The 18,618-nt window shown below is 63.5% G+C and carries 14 protein-coding genes; 7 read left to right on the forward strand and 7 right to left on the reverse strand.

Annotation, left to right across the window (positions count from 1 at the left end; all coding sequences use genetic code 11):
• Positions 1–86: 86 nt before the first annotated feature.
• Together NKJ80_RS01115 and pgi are read right to left on the reverse strand one after the other, a co-directional pair.
• A complete protein-coding gene (locus tag NKJ80_RS01115) occupies positions 87–818 on the reverse strand; it encodes an HAD family hydrolase (protein WP_352443985.1) in 732 nt (243 codons plus the stop codon).
• On the reverse strand, positions 815–2,458 hold the full coding sequence (gene pgi, locus NKJ80_RS01120) for a glucose-6-phosphate isomerase (protein WP_502902170.1): 1,644 nt from the start codon (positions 2,456–2,458) through the stop codon (positions 815–817). The genes NKJ80_RS01115 and pgi overlap by 4 nt, the downstream gene beginning before the upstream one ends.
• 427 nt (positions 2,459–2,885) lie before the next feature.
• Here pgi and pdxR point away from each other — a divergent pair, with 427 nt between their 5' ends.
• Together pdxR and NKJ80_RS01130 are read left to right on the forward strand one after the other, a co-directional pair.
• Positions 2,886–4,379, forward strand: a complete 1,494-nt coding sequence (pdxR, locus tag NKJ80_RS01125; RefSeq protein WP_352496882.1) for a MocR-like pyridoxine biosynthesis transcription factor PdxR — start codon at positions 2,886–2,888, stop codon at positions 4,377–4,379.
• A 206-nt stretch (positions 4,380–4,585) separates the two neighbouring features.
• Positions 4,586–6,205 (forward strand): trimethylamine methyltransferase family protein, encoded by a 1,620-nt coding sequence (locus tag NKJ80_RS01130; RefSeq protein WP_023745244.1) that lies wholly within the window; start codon positions 4,586–4,588, stop codon positions 6,203–6,205.
• Positions 6,206–6,222: 17 nt separating this feature from the next.
• On the opposite strand, the gene NKJ80_RS01135 is transcribed toward NKJ80_RS01130, so the two are convergent.
• Together NKJ80_RS01135 and NKJ80_RS01140 are read right to left on the reverse strand one after the other, a co-directional pair.
• Positions 6,223–6,621 (reverse strand): hypothetical protein, encoded by a 399-nt coding sequence (locus NKJ80_RS01135; RefSeq protein ID WP_023692622.1) that lies wholly within the window; start codon positions 6,619–6,621, stop codon positions 6,223–6,225.
• A 136-nt stretch (positions 6,622–6,757) separates the two neighbouring features.
• Entirely contained in the window at positions 6,758–8,563 is a 1,806-nt protein-coding gene (locus NKJ80_RS01140) for an IlvD/Edd family dehydratase (protein ID WP_352496883.1), read from the reverse strand.
• A gap of 143 nt (positions 8,564–8,706) precedes the next feature.
• Here NKJ80_RS01140 and NKJ80_RS01145 point away from each other — a divergent pair, with 143 nt between their 5' ends.
• Positions 8,707–9,165, forward strand: coding sequence for an SRPBCC family protein (locus NKJ80_RS01145; protein ID WP_352496884.1), 459 nt, complete (start codon positions 8,707–8,709; stop codon positions 9,163–9,165).
• Between the two features lie 159 nt (positions 9,166–9,324).
• On the opposite strand, the gene NKJ80_RS01150 is transcribed toward NKJ80_RS01145, so the two are convergent.
• The 3 genes from NKJ80_RS01150 to NKJ80_RS01160 form a co-directional block, all read right to left on the reverse strand.
• Positions 9,325–10,515: an Mrp/NBP35 family ATP-binding protein gene (locus NKJ80_RS01150; protein ID WP_023703517.1), complete on the reverse strand. Its 1,191-nt coding sequence runs from the start codon at positions 10,513–10,515 to the stop codon at positions 9,325–9,327.
• Positions 10,516–10,593: 78 nt separating this feature from the next.
• Positions 10,594–11,598: an inorganic phosphate transporter gene (locus NKJ80_RS01155; RefSeq protein WP_023703518.1), complete on the reverse strand. Its 1,005-nt coding sequence runs from the start codon at positions 11,596–11,598 to the stop codon at positions 10,594–10,596.
• Positions 11,599–11,601: 3 nt separating this feature from the next.
• Positions 11,602–12,243, reverse strand: coding sequence for a DUF47 domain-containing protein (locus NKJ80_RS01160; RefSeq protein WP_023673429.1), 642 nt, complete (start codon positions 12,241–12,243; stop codon positions 11,602–11,604).
• Positions 12,244–12,401: 158 nt separating this feature from the next.
• Here NKJ80_RS01160 and NKJ80_RS01165 point away from each other — a divergent pair, with 158 nt between their 5' ends.
• The 4 genes from NKJ80_RS01165 to fdhF all read left to right on the forward strand — a co-directional run bounded on the left by NKJ80_RS01165 (position 12,402) and on the right by fdhF (position 18,451).
• Positions 12,402–13,301 (forward strand): LysR family transcriptional regulator, encoded by a 900-nt coding sequence (locus NKJ80_RS01165; RefSeq protein WP_023688790.1) that lies wholly within the window; start codon positions 12,402–12,404, stop codon positions 13,299–13,301.
• Between the two features lie 194 nt (positions 13,302–13,495).
• On the forward strand, positions 13,496–13,975 hold the full coding sequence (locus NKJ80_RS01170) for a formate dehydrogenase subunit gamma (RefSeq protein WP_023738147.1): 480 nt from the start codon (positions 13,496–13,498) through the stop codon (positions 13,973–13,975).
• On the forward strand, positions 13,972–15,528 hold the full coding sequence (locus NKJ80_RS01175) for a formate dehydrogenase beta subunit (RefSeq protein WP_023673426.1): 1,557 nt from the start codon (positions 13,972–13,974) through the stop codon (positions 15,526–15,528). The genes NKJ80_RS01170 and NKJ80_RS01175 overlap by 4 nt, the downstream gene beginning before the upstream one ends.
• A 10-nt stretch (positions 15,529–15,538) precedes the next feature.
• The gene (gene fdhF, locus NKJ80_RS01180; RefSeq protein WP_352496885.1) at positions 15,539–18,451 is read left to right on the forward strand and encodes a formate dehydrogenase subunit alpha; all 2,913 of its coding nucleotides are present in this window, start codon (positions 15,539–15,541) and stop codon (positions 18,449–18,451) included.
• Positions 18,452–18,618 lie beyond the last annotated feature (167 nt).

Genomic DNA, 18,618 nt, shown 5'->3' on the forward strand with positions numbered 1-18,618 from the left:
GCAACCTGCCCGTTCAGGCAGATGAGCCCAACGGCAACTTCCATTGGTAGGAAAGCCGAAGTTGATTGAATCCCCCCAAGCCCCCGTCAGACTGTCTCCTTGACCCGCGCCGAGAGAAAGTCTGGCAAATCGGCGACCGAATCCAAAACGACATCGGCGATCGCCGACAGCGATTCACGCGTGCCGGTGCCGGAGAGCACGCCGACCGCCAGGCCGCAGCCGCCAGCACGCGCCATCTCCAGGTCGTGGCGGTTGTCGCCGACCATGGCGATCTCGGACGCCTTCAACCCGGTCAGGTCGCAAAAGGCGACGATCGTGTCCGGCGCCGGTTTCGGATTGGCGACCGCGTCATAGCCATAGGCGGCGGTGAACAGCTGCGCGACGCCGAGCGTGACCATGGTCTTTTCGGCACCGGCAGTCGAATCGTTGGTGGCGACGCCGAGCCGGTAGGACCGCTTGTGCAGAGCCGTCAGCGCTGCGACGACGCCGGGCAAGGCAACCGCCATCGACGAGCCTTGCACCGAGGTGATCTCGTTGAAGCGGGCGACGGCCAGCATCTGGTCCTCGTCGGACAGACGCGGGAACCATAGTTCGACGACATCCATGTTGGTGCCCGAGGCGAAGATGGAATCGGGCTTGAAGCGCTTGGCGACAAAATCGAAGCCCGCCGCCGAAAGCAGCCTGTCGGCCTTCCAGCGATCGCCCTCGGCTGCGTCCATGGCCATGAAATCGGCAATGCTGAGCCAGGTCGCGTTGAAATCGACAAGCGTGCCGTCCTTGTCGAACAAGATGCCCTTGATGTCGGCCGGATTTTTCATTGCGCCCCCCGCAGTTGCTGGATGCGCGCCACCAGCCCGGCGGTCGATGCGTCGCGCTTGTCGGCGCTCTCCTTGCCTTCCACGACTGGCAACAGGCCGGTCGCCAGCTCCTTGCCGAGCTCGACGCCCCATTGGTCGAAGGAATTGATGTTGAACAGAGTGCCTTCGACGAAGACGCGGTGCTCGTAAAGCGCGATCAGCCGGCCGAAGGTGCGCGGGTCGAGCTTGCGGTAGAGGATCGTCACCGAGGGGCGGTTGCCGGAGAAGACACGGTGCGGGGCTATTCTGTCGACATCGGCCGGCTTCATGCCCTTTGCCAACATCTGCGCGCGCGCCTCGTCCAGCGTGCGGCCCTTCATCAACGCTTCCGACTGCGCCAGGCAATTGGCAAGCAGCAGATCGTGCTGGTGCTTGAGATCCGGCTCATGGCCGACGGCGGCAGCGAGGAATTCTACCGGTATGAAATCGGTACCCTGATGCAGCAGCTGGAAGAAGGCGTGCTGGCCATTGGTGCCGGGCTCGCCCCAGACCAGCGGCCCAGTCGGCGTCGTCACCGGCGTGCCGTCGAGGGTGACGCCCTTGCCGTTCGATTCCATGTCGAGCTGCTGCAGATAGGCCGGCAACCTCGACAGGCGCTGGTCATAAGGGATGACGGCACGCGCCGGATAGCCGCAGATCACGCGATGCCACCAGCCGACCAGCCCCAGCAACACCGGCAGGTTCTTCTGCAAGGGCGCGGTGCGGAAGTGCTCGTCCATCTCATGCGCGCCGTCGAGGAAGGCGCGGAAATTGCGCGGACCGATGGCGATCATCACCGGCAGACCGATGGCGCCCCACAGCGAATAGCGGCCGCCGACCCAGTCCCAGAAGCCGAACACGCGATCGGCTTCGATGCCGAACTTGGAAACCAGGTCGAGCGCGGTCGAGACGGCGGCGAAATGCTTGCCGACAGCTTCCTTGCCGAGCGCCTTCTGCACCCATTCGCGCGCCGTCTCGGCATTGGTCATCGTCTCGACCGTGGTGAAGGTCTTCGAGGCGATGATGAACAGAGTGGTTTCGGCCGACAGGCCCTTCAGCGTGTCGTGGATATGGGCGCCGTCGATGTTGGAGACGTAGTGCGCGCGCGGGCCGTCGTGATAGGGCGCCAGCGCCAGCGTCGCCATGGCCGGGCCGAGATCGGAGCCGCCAATGCCGATGTTGACAATGTCGGTGATTTTCTTGCCGGTGGCGCCGGCGGCCTTGCCGGAGCGAATGGCGTCGGCGAAAGCGCCCATGGCGTCGAGCACGGACAGCACATCCGCCTTGACGTCCTGGCCATCGACCGTGACGCCCTTGCCCGAGAGGTTGCGCAGCGCCGTGTGCAGCACGGCGCGGTCTTCGGTGATGTTGATCTTCTTGCCGGAAAACATTGCGGCGCGGCGACCTTCGAGATCGGCGGCGGCGGCGAGCTTCTCGAGCAGTTCCATCGTGCGCTGGTCGACCGCGCATTTCGACCAGTCGAGCAAAAGGTCGCCGTCGCTGGCCGAAAATGTCTCGAAGCGCTTGGGGTCCGCGGCAAAAGCCTCGCGCATCGTGCCCGATGCCGCCGCGCGCGCAGCACGCAATGCGACAAGCTGGTTGTCGAAGGAGGAATGATCCACTGCCGGCTCCTGATCGTTTTTCACGACATCTTATCAGACCGGATGTTTCCGGCGCGTGTCGTCGGGGTGATGTTATCGAGCCGAATTCCCCATGTTTCAATGCGTGGGGATGACGCAGTGCAGCATAGTGCGATGTGATGAAGCTACGACGCTGCGCGTCGCGCTGGATGATGTGATGGGAGTAGCGACGACGCTTCGCATCGCGCTGGGGACAATGAGGCGCGACGACGCTGCGCATCGCGCGGGCGTCCGCGCTGCGGGATGACGCAAGCGTCACCCGGGGATGCGACGACGCTGCGCGTCGCGCATAGATCACTGGCATAAATCCCAGCGATCAGAAAAATTGATTGGCGCAACCCCTTGTGCCACGGTTACCTTCCGCTGGTCCAGCCAAGCAAAAAAGACTGGCCATCGAGGAACACCTTCCATGCCACAGCGTAACGACACGGCCATATGGTCCGGCCTGTTCCGGATTTCGGCGGAATCGGGCCAGACCCTGCAGGCGCAGATCCGTCAGGCGATCGTCGCCGCCATTCTCGACCGGCAGATCGCCGCTTCGATGCCGCTTCCGTCCTGCCGCATCCTGGCTGAAAAACTCGGCGTCGCGCGCGGCACTGTGGTGCTGGCGTTCCAGCAATTGGTCGACCAAGGTTTCCTGGTGGCGCGCGAACGGCGCGGCCATTTCGTCAATCCGGATGTGCTGGCCACCCCCGCCAAGCCGCACCAGAAGGCGCCCGACCAGCAGAACGAGATCGACTGGAAGGCACGCCGGCAGATCGCCGCCAGCGACATGCCGCCACCGGCCAAGCACGACAACTGGATCAAGTCCTCCTACCCCTTCGTCTACGGCCAGTTCGACCCGGCGCTGTTCCCGACAGCCGAATGGCGTGAGTGCAACCGCATGGCGCTGGCCGTGCTCGAAATCCGCAACTGGGCCTCCGACATGGTCGATCGCGACGATCCGCTCTTGATCGAGCAGATCCAGGCGCGGCTGTTGCCGCGGCGCGGCATCTTCGCCAATCCGGACGAGATCATCGTCACGCTTGGCGCCCAGAACGCGCTCTATATGCTGGCGACACTGCTGATGGCCAAGGGCTCCAAGGTCGCGATGGAAGACCCGGGATACCCTGACGCGCGCTCGATCTTCCGCTTGGCAGGCGCCGAAATCCAGCCGGTTCCGGTCGATCAGTCCGGCATCGTCACCTCGTCCATTCCCAACGATTCCGGCTTTGTCTTCGTCACCCCCAGCCACCATTGCCCGACCATGGTGCCGCTGTCGGCGGAGCGGCGGCAGGACCTTCTGGCGCGCGCCAACCGCCACAACCAGATCATCATCGAGGACGGCTATGACAGCCAGCTTCTCGACGAGGCGCCGCAGCAGGCGCTGAAGAGCCTCGATCGCTCGGGTCGCGTCGTCTATGTCGGCTCGATGTCGAAGACGCTGGCTCCGGGCCTGCGGCTTGGCTACATCGTCGCTTCGGCTGGACTAATCTCCGAGCTCAGGGCGCTGCGTCGCTTCATGCTCAGGCACCCGCCGGCCAACAACCAGCGCGCGGTCGCGCTATTCCTGTCGCTCGGCCATCACGAAGCCCTGGTGCGGCGGCTGTCGTCGGCCTTCGACGAGCGGCGCAAGCGTCTGGTCCATGCGATTTCCGCATTCCTGCCGGAATGGCGCTCGACCGATTCGGCCGGCGGCACATCGCTCTGGCTGGAAGGCCCGCGCGGCACCGATTCACGTGGACTGGCCGAGGCCGCGGCCTCGCGCAGCGTCATCATCGAGCCGGGCGATCGCTTCTTCGATCGCACCGAAAAGCCGTCGCGTTTCATGCGCTTGGGCATTTCCTCGATCGCACTGCAGCACATCGAGCCGGGTATTCGCGAGCTCGCGACCGCAGCCGGACGCAGGCCCGCTGCAGCCTGATTTGCCTGTGCCGGGGCTTTGAACAGCCCGGCCCTTGGCATGATCACCAACATTCTGCATTAGCTCTCTGGCATACTCGGCTGCGTTGACTGGCCCATAGGCTGGGCCAATGGCAACGGCATAGTCGGCTGACAGAGGGACGAAGCAGGCCGACGGTGGACCAATCACCGCGTCGTGTTTCGCAAGCTAAAGGTGGAGTGCCCCCCATGTCAGTGGCTGTTGAGCAGCAGGATGCGGCTCTTAAGGATGCGGCTCCTAAAGATACATCAGCCGACCAGCGTTCGCGACGATCCGGCGGGCGCGAAGCGCGCCGCGCCATGCGGGCAGCACCTTTGGCCGACGACATCAGGCCGGTACGTGCCGGGCTTGAAGGCGGCAGTTACGGCCCGCTCAACCGGAACGACCAGGAGCGCATCCATGAAGCGGTGCTGACGCTGCTGGAGACCGTCGGCTTCGCCAATGCCATTCCCTCCTGCGTCGAGGCGCTGACCGGGGTCGGCGCCGTTTACGGCGATGACGGCCGCGTCCGTTTCCCACGCGGGCTTGTGATGGACACGATCAGACGAGCCGCGCGAAATTTTACGCTGCACGGCCAGGACCCCAGGCATGACATGCTGATCCAGGGCAAGCGCGTGCATTACGGCACGGCGGGTGCGGCGGTGCATCTGGTCGATGTCGAAAAGCGCGAATACCGCGAGTCGCTGGTGCAGGACATTTATGATGCCGCTCGCCTCGTCGAAGGGCTCGACAACATCCATTTCTTCCAGCGGCCGATGGTGCCGCGCGACATTCCCGATCCGCTCGAAATGGACTTCAACACGCTCTACGCCTGCGTGATGGGCACGTCGAAGCATGTCGGCACCTCGTTCACGGTGCGCGAGAACGTGCAGCCGGCGCTGGAAATGCTTTATGCGATCGCCGGCGGCGAGGAGAACTTTCGCGCCCGGCCGTTCGTGTCAAACTCCAATTGCTTCGTCGTGCCGCCGATGAAGTTTGCCGAGGACGCCTGCGGCGTGCTCGAAGCCTGTGTCGACGGCGGCATCCCGATCCTGCTTCTATCGGCCGGCCAGGCCGGCGCCACCGCTCCCGCGGCGATTGCCGGCGCTGTGGTGCAAGCGGTGGCCGAAGTGCTGGTCGGCCTCATCTACGTCAACGCCATCAAGCCCGGGCATCCGGCGATCTTCGGCACCTGGCCGTTCGTCTCCGACCTGAGGACCGGCGCCATGTCGGGCGGCTCGGCCGAGCAGGCAGTACTGACTTCGGCCTGCGCGCAGATGGCGCAGTTCTACGACCTGCCGGGCGGCTCGGCCGCCGGCATGACGGATTCGAAACTGCCCGACATCCAGTCCGGCTATGAAAAGGGGATCACCGACGTGATGGCCGGTCTTGCCGGCCTCAATCTGGTCTATGAATCGGCGGGCATGCACGCCTCGCTGCTCGGCTTTTGCCTGGAGAGCCTGATCATAGACAATGACATGCTGGGCCACTGCCTGCGCTGCGTGCGGGGCATCGAAGTGACCGACGAAGCGCTGTCGATCGACACCATCACCGAAGTCTGCATGAATGGCCCAGGCCACTATCTCGGCAACGAGCAGACGCTGCGCCTGATGCAGACCGAGTATTTTTATCCGGCCGTCGGCGACCGCTTTTCGCCCAAGGAATGGAACGAGAAGGGCCGGCCCGACATCTTGCAGCGGGCGATCATCGAAAAGAAGCGCGTGCTTGCCGAGCGCTTCCCGCGCCATGTGCCGAAGCTGCTAGACGACAAATTGCGCGCCCGCTTCGGCGAGATGATCAAGCTGCCACGCAGCGGCATGGGCGGGTAAGCTTCACCTTACGAAGGTCAGTCCGCACTTAGCCCAAAGCGCTCGACGACTTCGGCGCTGATCAGCTTGCCATGCAGCGCCATCAGCACGATCTGGGCATCCAGGCTGTCGCCGGTTTCAAGCGCTGCCTCGATGCGGCGCTCAGCGTCCAGCCGCCGCTCCGGCCCATTGGCCTGCTCAAAGGTTTGTGGGCCTGCGATGCAATAACCAAACAGCTGCGCCACAGACCGATAAGCCTCTGGCGGGGGCTCGTCCGGCCAGTGATCCTTCATCAGATTGACGATGGTGAGCTTTACTCCCTCTGGCACCAGTGCCGGGTGAAGGTCGGCGCCGCGCAGCGCGTTGTCCAGTTCCCGCAAGTCACCCGAGCGGCCGAACATGCCGAGGAAACCGAGGGAAGAGCGCCGCTTCGTCATTGATGGGTGCCCTTGTGCAGGACCTATCGACACGACGTATCTGTAGACTTGGCCCAATCGATACAAGAGCGTTGCCATGAGAAAAGGCGGCCTGCCCGATGGCAAGCCGCCTTCGATTTCACCAAACTTGCAACGCCTAGTGGTTGTCCCTCGGCACGCCGCTGGTGTGCGCGACGTCCTGGTATTTCACCGCCGGCTTCAGCACCATGCCCTCCGAGAACTGGTCGACCATGGAGCGCTGGATCTCCTGCCATGGCGTCTGATGCTTGGGATAATGATAGCCGCCATCGACCTGCAGTTCGGCACGGCGGCGCGTGATTTCCTCGTCGGTGACGAGGATGTTGGCAGTGCCTTTGCGTAAGTCGATGCGCACACGGTCGCCGGTCTTGAGCAGCGCCAGGCCGCCGCCAATGGCGGCCTCCGGCGAAGCGTTGAGGATAGACGGCGAGCCGGATGTGCCCGACTGGCGGCCATCGCCGATGCAGGCCAGCGCGTGAATGCCCTTCTTGATGAGATAAGCGGGCGGCTGCATGTTGACGACCTCGGCGCCGCCGGGATAGCCGATCGGGCCGGCGCCGCGCATGAACAGGATGGTGTGCTCGTCGATGCCTTGCGCCGGATCGTCGATGCGGGCGTGGTAGTCCTCCGGCCCGTCAAAGACCATGGCTTTGCCTTCGAAGGCTTCCGGGTCGTTCGGGTTGGAGAGATAGCGTTCGCGGAATTCCGGCGAGATGCCGCTCATCTTCATGATGGCGGAATCGAACAGATTGCCGCTGAGATTGATGAAGCCGGCATTGGCCTTCAGCGGCTCGGCAACAGTGCGGATGACATCGGTATTCTCGTTGGCGACCCCCTTGCAATTGTCGCCGATCGATTTCCCGTTGACGGTCATGGCTTCGGGATAGGGCAGCAGCTTGGCCTTCATCAGTTCGGCAACCACAGCCGGCACACCGCCGGCATGATGATAGTCCTCGCCGAGATATTCGCCAGATGGCTGCAGATTGACGATGAGCGGCACATGGAGGCCGACCGTCTGCCAGTCGTCATTGGTGAGCGGCACGCCGAGATGGCGGGCAATCGCGTTGAGGTGGATCGGCGCATTGGTCGAGCCGCCAATCGCCGAATTGACGACAATGGCGTTCTCGAACGCCTTGCGCGTCATGATGTCGGACGGCTTCAGATCCTCATGCACCATCTCGACGATGCGCTTGCCCGTCTCATAGGAGATCTGGCCGCGCTCGCGGTAGGGTGCCGGAATGGCAGCCGAGCCCGGCAATTGCATCCCGAGCGCCTCGGCCAGCGAGTTCATCGTGGTGGCGGTGCCCATGGTGTTGCAATAGCCGGTCGACGGCGCCGATGAGGCGACGATGTCCATGAACTCGTCATAGTCGATCTCGCCGGCGGAGAGCCGCTGGCGCGATTCCCAGACGATGGTGCCGGATCCCGTGCGCTTGCCTTTGTGCCAGCCATTGAGCATCGGTCCGACCGAAAGTGCTATGGCCGGAATATTGACGGTGGCCGCCGCCATCAGCAGCGCCGGCGTGGTTTTGTCGCAGCCGATGGTCAGCACGACGCCGTCGAGCGGATAGCCGTAAAGCACTTCGACCAGGCCGAGATAGGCAAGGTTGCGGTCGAGTGCCGCGGTCGGGCGCTTGCCGGTCTCCTGGATCGGATGGCACGGGAATTCGAAGGGGATGCCGCCCATCGAGACGATGCCTTCGCGCACGCGCTTGGCGAGTTCGATATGGTGGCGGTTGCACGGCGACAGATCCGAGCCGGTCTGGGCGATGCCGATCAGCGGCTTGCCCGACATCAACTCGGCCCGCGTCAGGCCGTAGTTCAGGTAGCGCTCGAGGTAGAGCGCGGTCATGCCTGGATTGTCGGGATTGTCGAACCACTCCTGCGAGCGAAATTTCTTCTTTCCGGTGGGGGCGCCTGCCATCATGGTCTCCGTATTTGTAAGACAAATCGATATGGCAACGCGCGGAAGCAGGCAAGAGGGCGCACCGTCGCAACCGGACTTTGGTGCGATAGACACAGACCAGACCGTGCGTTAGGCCTTCGAAGTCTGTCCGGGAGGTATCGATGGCTTTGGTGATCGAAGGCGAGGAACGCATTGCCGCCCCCCTGCAGAAAGTGTGGGACGCGCTGAACGATCCGAAGGTTTTGCAGGCGACCATTCCCGGCTGCCAGAACCTGGAGATGAAATCGCCGACCGAAATGGCAGCGACGGTGGTCCTGAAGATCGGACCGATCAAGGCGACATTCAACGGCGAGGTGACGTTGAAGAACCTGAAGCCGCCGCACTCCTACACCATCCAGGGCGAGGGCAAGGGCGGTATTGCCGGCTTCGCCAAGGGTGGCGCCGACGTGACGCTGACGGCGGACGGGCCGGATGCGACGGTCCTCAAATACGCGGCCAAAGCCGAAGTCGGCGGCAAGATCGCCCAACTCGGCAGCCGGCTCATCGAATCGACTTCGAAGAAGCTGGCCGGGCAGTTTTTTTCAAGCTTTGGCGAGAAGGTGGGTTCCCCTCCCCCTTGAGGGGAGGGTGCCTCGCGAAGCGAGGCGGGTGGGGTCGCCTCAACCGCCTCAACCTGAGTTGAGCTGCCTCGACTTGTAAAGAAATAGCGTCGAGCGTGTCACCGCGGACCCCCCCGGCCCTTCGGGCCACCCTCCCCCTTGAGGGGAGGGATATCCGAGCTACTCGAACACGATGTTCGGCACCGCCGCTTCGGCCGCGCCGCGTTCTTCGTTGACCCGGTCCCAGACCTTCGAAGCAATGCCGCGATAGATCTTCGCCTCGGCGCTGTCTGGCTTCGACGCCACCACCGGAGCACCTTCATCAGAACTTTCGCGAATGCCCATTTCCAACGGCACTTCGCCGAGGAAAGTCACGCCGAGGCGCTCGGCCTCGCGCCGCGCCCCGCCATGGCCAAAGATGTCGTAGCGCTTGCCGGTATCGGGGGCGATGAAATAGCTCATGTTCTCGACGATGCCGAGCAGCGGCACGTCGACCTTCTTGAACATATTCAATCCTTTGCGGGCGTCGATCAGCGCCAGGTCCTGCGGCGTCGAGACGATGACGGCGCCGGCCAGCGGCACCTGCTGGGCCATGGTCAGCTGGGCGTCGCCGGTGCCGGGCGGCATGTCGACGACGAGCACGTCGAGGCGGCCCCATTCGACCTCGCGCAGCATCTGCGTCAGCGCCGACATCACCATCGGACCGCGCCAGATCATCGGCGTCTCCTCGTCGACGAGGAAGCCCATCGACATCACCTTAAGGCCGTAATTCTCCATCGGTTTCAGGATCTTGCCGTCGACGGTCTGCGGCCGGCCATGGATGTTGAGCAGCCTGGGCATGGACGGGCCATAAATATCGGCATCGAGCACGCCGACACGCAAACCGTTGGCGGCGAGGCCAAGCGCGATGTTGACAGCGGTGGTCGACTTGCCGACGCCCCCCTTGCCGGACGCCACCGCGATGATCGCCTCGATTCCGGGCACGCCGCGCTTGCCCGAGCTTTGCGAGGCCGAGGCGTGCGGGGCTGGAGTGTGTGGAGCTGGGCGCGGCCCGCCTGGCGCAGCCGGCGGTGCGGGCCTGGGCGCGGGACGCGACGCAACCGGAGCCTCCATGCCGCCGCCCTTCTTCTCCGCCGTCAGCGCGACGACGGCGCCGGCGACACCAGGGATCGCCTTGACGACACGCTCGGCTGCAGCGCGCAGCGGCTCCATCTCCTGTGCGCGGGCGGCGGGAACGGTGATCGAGAAAAACACTTTCGAATCGGCGATGAAAATCTCCGAAACCATGCCGAGGTCGACGATGTTGCCGGTGAAGTCCGGCCCGTTGACCGTCTTCAGACGCTCGGTGACGATTTCCTTGGTGACGGACATGCATTATTCCCTAAGGCGTTTGGCTGCGGCTCAGATAGTGCAGATTGGCAGCGACTCCAAGCACCACCGGTGTCCGCCTCACCCTGCCAGGCCAACCGCTAGGTAGGTGAGCGCCGAAATTGCAGCCGTGGCCGGCAAGGTGACGATCCAGGCGATGACGATGTTGCCGGCAATGCCCCAGCGCACGGCCGAGACGCGGCGGGCGGCGCCGACACCGATGATGGCCCCGGTGATGGTATGGGTGGTCGACACGGGGACGCCGAGCCAGGTGGCGGCAAACAGGGTGATGGCGCCGCCGGTCTCGGCGCAGAAGCCCTGCATCGGATTCAGCCGGGTGATCTTCGAGCCCATCGTGTGAACGATGCGCCAGCCGCCGAACAAAGTGCCGAGCGCCAGTGCTGTCTGACAGGTGAGGACGACCCACAGCGGCACGTAGAACGTCCCGCCGAGCATACCTTGCGAATAGAGCAGCACGGCGATGATGCCCATGGTTTTCTGGGCGTCGTTGCCGCCGTGCCCTAGCGAATAAAGCGAGGCCGAAAAGAACTGCATGACGCGGAAGGTGCTGTCGACGGCGAACGGTGTCTGGCGCACGAACAGCCAGGAAACGGCCAGGATCAGGACCAGCGCCAGAACAAACCCTGTCGCCGGCGACACGACGATTGCGGCGACCGTCTTGCCAAGCCCGGTCCAGACGATGGCGCCGGGCCCAGCCTTTGCAACGCCGGCGCCGACGAGCCCGCCGATCAGGGCATGCGAACTGCTGGACGGGATGCCGGCAATCCAGGTGACGATGTTCCAGACGATGGCGCCAACGAGCGCCGAGAAGATCACCGCCGGCGTGACGATGCTGACGTCGACGATACCTTTTCCCACAGTTTCAGCCACGTGAAGGCCGAAGAACATGAAGGCGATGAAATTGAAGAAAGCCGCCCACAGGACCGCATATTGCGGTCTCAGCACGCGGGTGGAGACGATGGTGGCGATGGAGTTCGCTGCATCGTGCAGGCCGTTGAGAAAATCGAAAAACAGCGCGACGGCGACAAGGCCGATCAGCACGGGAAAGGCGATGGTGGCTTCCATTGCCTAAACGTTCTCGATGACGATGCCGCTGATCTCGTTGGCGACGTCCTCAAAGCGGTCGACCACCTTCTCCAGCTGGCCGTAGATCTCCGAGCCGATCAGGTAGGCCATCGGATCGCTGCGGCCATGCCGCTTGAACAGGTCCTTCAATCCCTGCTCATGCAGATCGTCGGCGCGGCTTTCGACGCGCATCACCTCTTCGGCGATGGCGTTGAGGCGTACCGTGTGCGTGCCGACCTTGCTGAGCAGCGGGATTGCTTCGGCAACCAGCCTGGAGGCGGCAACGATGACGCCGCCCATCTCCTGCATCAGCGGGTCGAATTCCTTCTTTTCGAACAGCTTCACCGTCTTGACGGTCTTGTGCATCATGTCGATGGCGTCATCCATCGACTGGATCAGGTCCTTGATGTCGCCGCGATCGAAGGGCGTGATGAAGGAACGCCGCACCGCCAGCAGCACTTCGGCCGTGATATGATCGGCCTCGTCCTCGAGATCGATGATCTTCTGGCACCAACGATCGATGTCCTTGCCCTGCAGGAGCTGCTCCAGCGCCTCGGCGCCGCCGACCACGGTGCGGGAATGCCGTTCAAAGAGGTCGAAGAAGCGATCTTCGCGCGGCAAAAGCTTGCGGAACCAGCCCAGCATGTCCGATCTCCTCGTATTCCATCCAACCACATAGCGCCGTGTTCGGCCGGGGGAAACAGCCAGCCGGCCCAAAGATGTGGATGCATGGCCAATTGCGGGTAGAGCTTGCGGCGAAAGGCAATTTCCCCGACCTTGCGCGCAACGAACGGACGGATGGTATGATCGACAAGCTCGAATTCTTCATCGCGCTGGCCAAGGAGGAGCATTTCGGCCGGGCGGCGGAAGCGTGCGGCGTCACGCAGCCGACCTTGTCGGCCGGGATCAAGCAGCTGGAGGGCCAGCTCGGCGTCATGCTGGTCAATCGCGGTTCGCGCTTTCAGGGGCTGACGCCGGAAGGCAAGCAGGTGCTGGTGTGGGCGCGTCGCATCGTCGGCGATTCCAGGACCATGCGCGAAGAGATGCGGGCGGCGCGACATGGCCTGTCCGGGCGTATCCGTATTGCCGCCATCCCAACCGCCCTCGCCATGGTGGCGCGGCTTACGACGCCATTTCGCGAGAAGCATCCGGGCGTCACCTTCTCTATCCTGTCGCGCACCTCGATCGAGGTGTTGTCGCTGCTCGGCAATTTCGACGTCGATGCCGGCATCACCTATCTCGACAACGAGCCTCTCGGACGGGTGACCAGCGTGCCGCTCTATGACGAGCGCTACCAGCTGATCACGGCGGTCGGAAATCCCTATTCGGATCGCGACAAAGTGACATGGGCCGAAATCAGCCAGCTGCCGCTCTGCTTGTTGACGCCGGACATGCAGAACCGCCGCATCATCGACCAGCATCTGGCCGAGGCCGGCGTGCAGGTGCGGCCGACACTGGAATCCAACTCGATGATCGTGCTGTTCTCCCACATACGGACAGGCAAATGGTCGTCGATCATGCCGCTCAACCTGGCGGAAACATTCGGTTTTTCCGAACCGATCCGGGCCATTCCGATCGTCGAACCGGATGCCAGCCACACTGTCGGGCTGGTCGCCGCGCCGCGCGAACCGCACACGCCGCTGGTGCAGGCGCTGCTGGACGAGGCGATGGCGCTGGCAGACGATTTCCGCGCCAATCGCTGAGCTAGTCATAACTGGTCAATCAGCGCGATAGAAATTTTCTATCGTGCAACGAAACCGCTTTATTGATTTCAGAGGTTTTCTCTGATTTCTTAAGCACTTAGCGATTAAGCGGCGTAGGCATGTCGTTGTTCCAAAACTGCTTCATGCTTTTGGACGATTATATGCATCGATCGCTACGATAGGGAGGGCGCTGCGTGACGATGCAGCCTGCAAGTACCGAGATACAGTCGCGCACGGCGGCGATCATCCAGGAGTTGAAGGGCCTCGAAGGCCCCCTGCTGCCGATCCTGCACGAGATCCAGGAAGAATTTGGCCACGTGCCGCAGGACGCCGTGCCCGTCATCGCCGATGGGCTGAACCTGTCGAGGGCCGAAGTGCATGGCGTCGTGACCTTCTATCATGATTTCCGTGCCCGGCCGGCTGGCCGGCATGTGCTCAAGCTTTGCCAGGCGGAAGCCTGCCAGTCGATGGGTTCGGATGCGATCGCCGCAAAGGTCAAGCAGTTGCTCGGCATCGATTTCCATGAGACCACCCGCGACGGATCGGTTACGCTTGAGCCTGTCTATTGCCTCGGGCTGTGCGCCTGTTCACCGTCGGCGATGCTGGATGGTGAGGTGATCGGGCGGCTCGATGACGAGAAGATCGAAGAGATCGTCGCGGAGGTACGCTCATGATCCCGCGCATCTACATTCCAGGTGACTCCGGCGCGCTGGCGCTCGGCGCCGAAAAAGTCGCCAAGGCTGTTCGTGCGGAACTGGCCGAACGGGGTGTCGAGGCCAAGATCGTCCGCAACGGCTCGCGCGGCGCCTATTTCCTCGAACCGATGGTCGAGGTCGCGACCGAAAAGGGCCGCGTCGCTTACGGGCCGGTCAAGCCATCGGACGTCAAGAGCCTGTTCGACAGCGGCTTTCTCACCGGCGGGCATCACAAGCGCTGGCTGGGCGCGCCCGACAAAATCCCGTTCCTGGCCAAGCAGACGCGCCTGACCTTTGCGCGTTGCGGCATCAACGACCCGCTATCGCTCGATGCCTACAAGTCACTGGGCGGGCTCAAGGGCCTGCAGAACGCGGTGGCCATGGCGCCGCTCGACATCGTCAAACAGGTCACGGAATCGGGCTTGCGCGGCCGAGGCGGCGCCGGCTTCCCGACCGGCATCAAGTGGAAGACGGTGCTCGATACGACATCTGACCGCAAATACATCGTCTGCAATGCCGACGAGGGCGACAGCGCCACCTTTGCCGACCGCATGATTATGGAGGGCGACCCCTTCGTGCTCATCGAAGGCATGACGATTGCCGGCATCGCCACCGGCGCGACCAAGGGGTTCGTCTATATCCGCTCGGAATATCCGCATGCGGTGGCTGTCATGAACAAGGCTGTCGAGGTCGCCCGCAAGGCAGGCGTGCTCGGCGTCAGCGTGCTGGGTTCGCCCAACGCCTTCGACATGGAAATCCGCGTCGGCGCCGGCGCCTATGTCTGCGGCGAGGAAACTTCGCTGCTGAACAGCCTTGAAGGCAAGCGCGGCGTGGTGCGAGCCAAGCCACCGCTGCCGGCAATCCAGGGTCTGTTCGGCAAGCCGACGGTGATCAACAACGTCATCAGCCTGGCCTCCGTGCCCATCATCATGGACAAGGGTGCTGCCTTCTACAAGGATTTCGGCATGGGCCGCTCGCGCGGCACGATCCCGATACAGATCGCCGGCAACGTCAAGTTCGGCGGCCTGTTCGAGGCGGCGTTCGGCATGACGCTGGGCGAGATCGTCGACGATATCGGCGGCGGTACGGCCACTGGTCGCCCGGTGAAGGCGGTGCAGGTCGGCGGCCCGCTCGGCGCCTATTTCCCGCGCGGCCTGTTCGACACGCCGTTCGACTACGAAGAGTTCGCGAAGCGCGACGGACTGATCGGCCATGCCGGCATCACCGTGTTCGACGACACGGCCGACATGCTGAAGCAGGCGCGCTTTGCCATGGAGTTCTGCGCCATCGAAAGCTGCGGCAAGTGCACGCCCTGCCGCATCGGCTCGATACGCGGGGTGGAGACCATCGACCGGCTTGCCGCCGGCATCGAGCCGGAGAAGAACCTGGCACTGGTCACCGATCTCTGCAACACGATGAAGTTCGGATCGCTCTGCGCGCTGGGCGGCTTCACGCCCTATCCGGTGATGAGCTCGATCACCCATTTCCCCGAAGATTTCAAGCCCGCGCCGGCGCGCGTGGCTGCTGAATAGGAGCTGGCAGATGAATATCAAGGCCGACTTCCCGACACTCATCGAAGAACTCGATTACGGAACCCCGGAATCGAAGGCGCAAAAGCAGGTTACGCTGATCGTCGACGGCCGCAGCATCAGCGTGCCGGAGGGTACGTCGATCATGCGCGCGGCGATGGAAGGCGGGGTCGAGATCCCAAAACTCTGCGCTACCGACATGCTGGACTCGTTCGGCTCCTGCCGCGTCTGCCTGGTCGAGATCGACGGGCGCGGCGGCACGCCGGCATCCTGCACGACGCCCGTCGGCGAAGGCATGGTGGTGCGCACGCAATCCGAGCGGCTCGACGCCATCCGCCGCGGTGTCATGGAGCTTTACGTCTCCGACCACCCGACCGGCTGGAACGAGAAGGCCGGCACCGGCGCCAGCGAGTTCGACGTTGTGGCGAAATCGGTCGGCCTGACCGAGAACCGCTTCGGCATCGAGGGCCGCAACCACGTCAAGCAGGAAAACGGCGTCGCGCCCGGCCATGGCTCGCTGGCGGTCGACTACATCGCCCGCGACGAGTCCAACCCATATTTCACCTATGATCCGGCGCAATGTATCGTCTGCTCGCGCTGCGTGCGGGCCTGCGAGGAGGTGCAGGGCACCTTCGCGCTGACGATCGAGGGCCGCGGTTTCGAATCGCGCATGGTCGCCGGCATGCACGAGGATTTCATCGCCTCCGAATGCGTATCCTGCGGCGCCTGCGTGCAGGCCTGTCCGACCGATGCGCTGCGTGAAAAGACCGTGCTTGAGAAAGGCATGCCCGAGCGCTCCGCCGTCACCACCTGCGCCTATTGCGGCGTCGGCTGCTCGTTCAAGGCCGAAGTGAAGGACGACGAAGTCATTCGCATGATGCCCTACAAGGACGGCAAGGCCAACCACGGCCACTCCTGCGTGAAGGGCCGTTTCGCCTATGGCTATGCCACCCACAAGGACCGCATCCTGTCGCCTATGATCCGGGAAAAGGTCAGCGATCCCTGGCGCGAAGTGAGTTGGGAAGAGGCCATCGCCCATACGGCCAAGGAATTCCGCCGTATCCAGTATCAATACGGCCGCACCTCGATCGGCGGCATCACGTCCTCGCGATGCACAAATGAAGAGACCTATCTGGTGCAGAAGCTTGTGCGCCAAGGCTTCCGCAACAACAATGTCGACACCTGCGCCCGCGTCTGCCACTCGCCGACCGGCTACGGCCTCGGCCAGACCTATGGCACCTCGGCCGGCACGCAGGATTTCGATTCCGTCGACTTCACCGATGTCGCCGTCATCATCGGCGCCAATCCGGCTTCCGCGCACCCGGTGTTCGCCTCGCGGCTGAAAAAGCGGCTGCGCCAGGGCGCCAAGCTGATCGTGCTCGATCCGCGCCGCACCGAAATGGTCAAGTCAGCGCATATCGAGGCCGACTATCACCTACCGCTGAAGCCCGGCACCAACGTGGCGGTGCTGACGGCGCTGGCGCATGTCATCGTTACCGAAGGGCTTTTCGACGAAGCCTTCATCCGCGATCGCTGCGACTGGGCGGAGTTCCAGGATTGGGCTTCTTTCGTCGCCTTGCCGGAAAACAGCCCCGAAATCGTGGGCAAGCTGTCCGGCGTCGACCCCGAACTGATCCGGGGTGCTGCGCGCCTCTATGCCAAGGGCGGCAATGGCGCGATTTATTATGGCCTTGGCGTCACCGAACACAGCCAGGGTTCGACCACGGTTATGGCTATCGCCAACCTTGCCATGGCGACCGGCAATATCGGCCGTCCCGGCGTCGGCGTGAACCCGCTGCGCGGCCAGAACAACGTGCAGGGTTCCTGCGACATGGGCTCATTCCCGCACGAACTGCCAGGCTACCGCCACATCTCGGGCGAGGCGGTGCGTGACATCTATGAGAGCCTTTGGGGGGTGAAGCTCGACGACGAACCCGGCCTGCGCATCCCCAACATGCTGGATGCCGCCGTCGACGGCTCGTTCAAGGGCATCTACATCCAGGGCGAGGACATTCTGCAGTCGGACCCTGATACCAAGCATGTCGCGGCCGGCCTGGCGGCGATGGAATGCGTGGTCGTGCACGACCTGTTCCTCAACGAGACCGCCAACTACGCGCATGTCTTCCTGCCGGGCTCGACCTTCCTGGAAAAGGACGGCACCTTCACAAATGCCGAGCGCCGCATCAACATGGTGCGCAAGGTGCTGGAGCCGAAGGCGCGCTATGCCGACTGGGAAGCGACACAGGAGCTTGCCCGCGCGATCGGGCTGGATTGGAACTACCAGCATCCCTCCGAAATCATGGACGAGATCGCCAAAACGACGCCAAGCTTCGCCGGCGTCTCCTTCGATCTGCTCGACCGTGTCGGATCGGTGCAATGGCCCTGCAACGAGAAGGCGCCGCTCGGCACGCCGATCATGCATATCGACGGCTTCGTGCGCGGCAAGGGCAAGTTCATCCGCACAGAATATGTGGCGACCGACGAGCGGACCGGGCCCCGTTTCCCGTTGCTGCTGACCACCGGCCGCATCCTCAGCCAGTACAATGTCGGTGCACAGACAAGGCGCACCGAAAACGTCATGTGGCACTCGGAGGACCGGCTGGAGATCCATCCGCACGATGCCGAGAACCGCGGCCTGCGCGATGGCGACTGGGTGCGGCTGACCAGCCGTTCGGGTGAGACGACGCTGCGTGCGCTGATCACCGACCGGGTGTCGCCAGGTGTGGTCTACACAACGTTCCACCATCCCGACACGCAGGCCAACGTCATCACCACCGACTTCTCCGACTGGGCGACCAACTGCCCGGAGTACAAGGTGACCGCGGTGCAGGTCGGCGCCTCCAACGGGCCTTCGGACTGGCAGCGCGATTATAACGAGCAGGCCGAGCAGAGCCGCCGCATCGCAAAGCTGGAAGCGGCGGAGTAGTCTTGCCACGGCGTTCGACAATAAGAGCTTCAATCTTGACGGTTGGTCGACCCCTACTCCGTCGAGCTTTGCTCAACACCTCTCCCCCGATCGACGGGGGAGAGGAAGGACGCGAGCTTATGCCGCCTGGCGCCTTTCCTCTCCCTCCGGAGGGGGGAGAGGAAAGG

The organism is Mesorhizobium sp. M0030 (assembly GCF_040323695.1).
GTDB lineage: Bacteria > Pseudomonadota > Alphaproteobacteria > Rhizobiales > Rhizobiaceae > Mesorhizobium.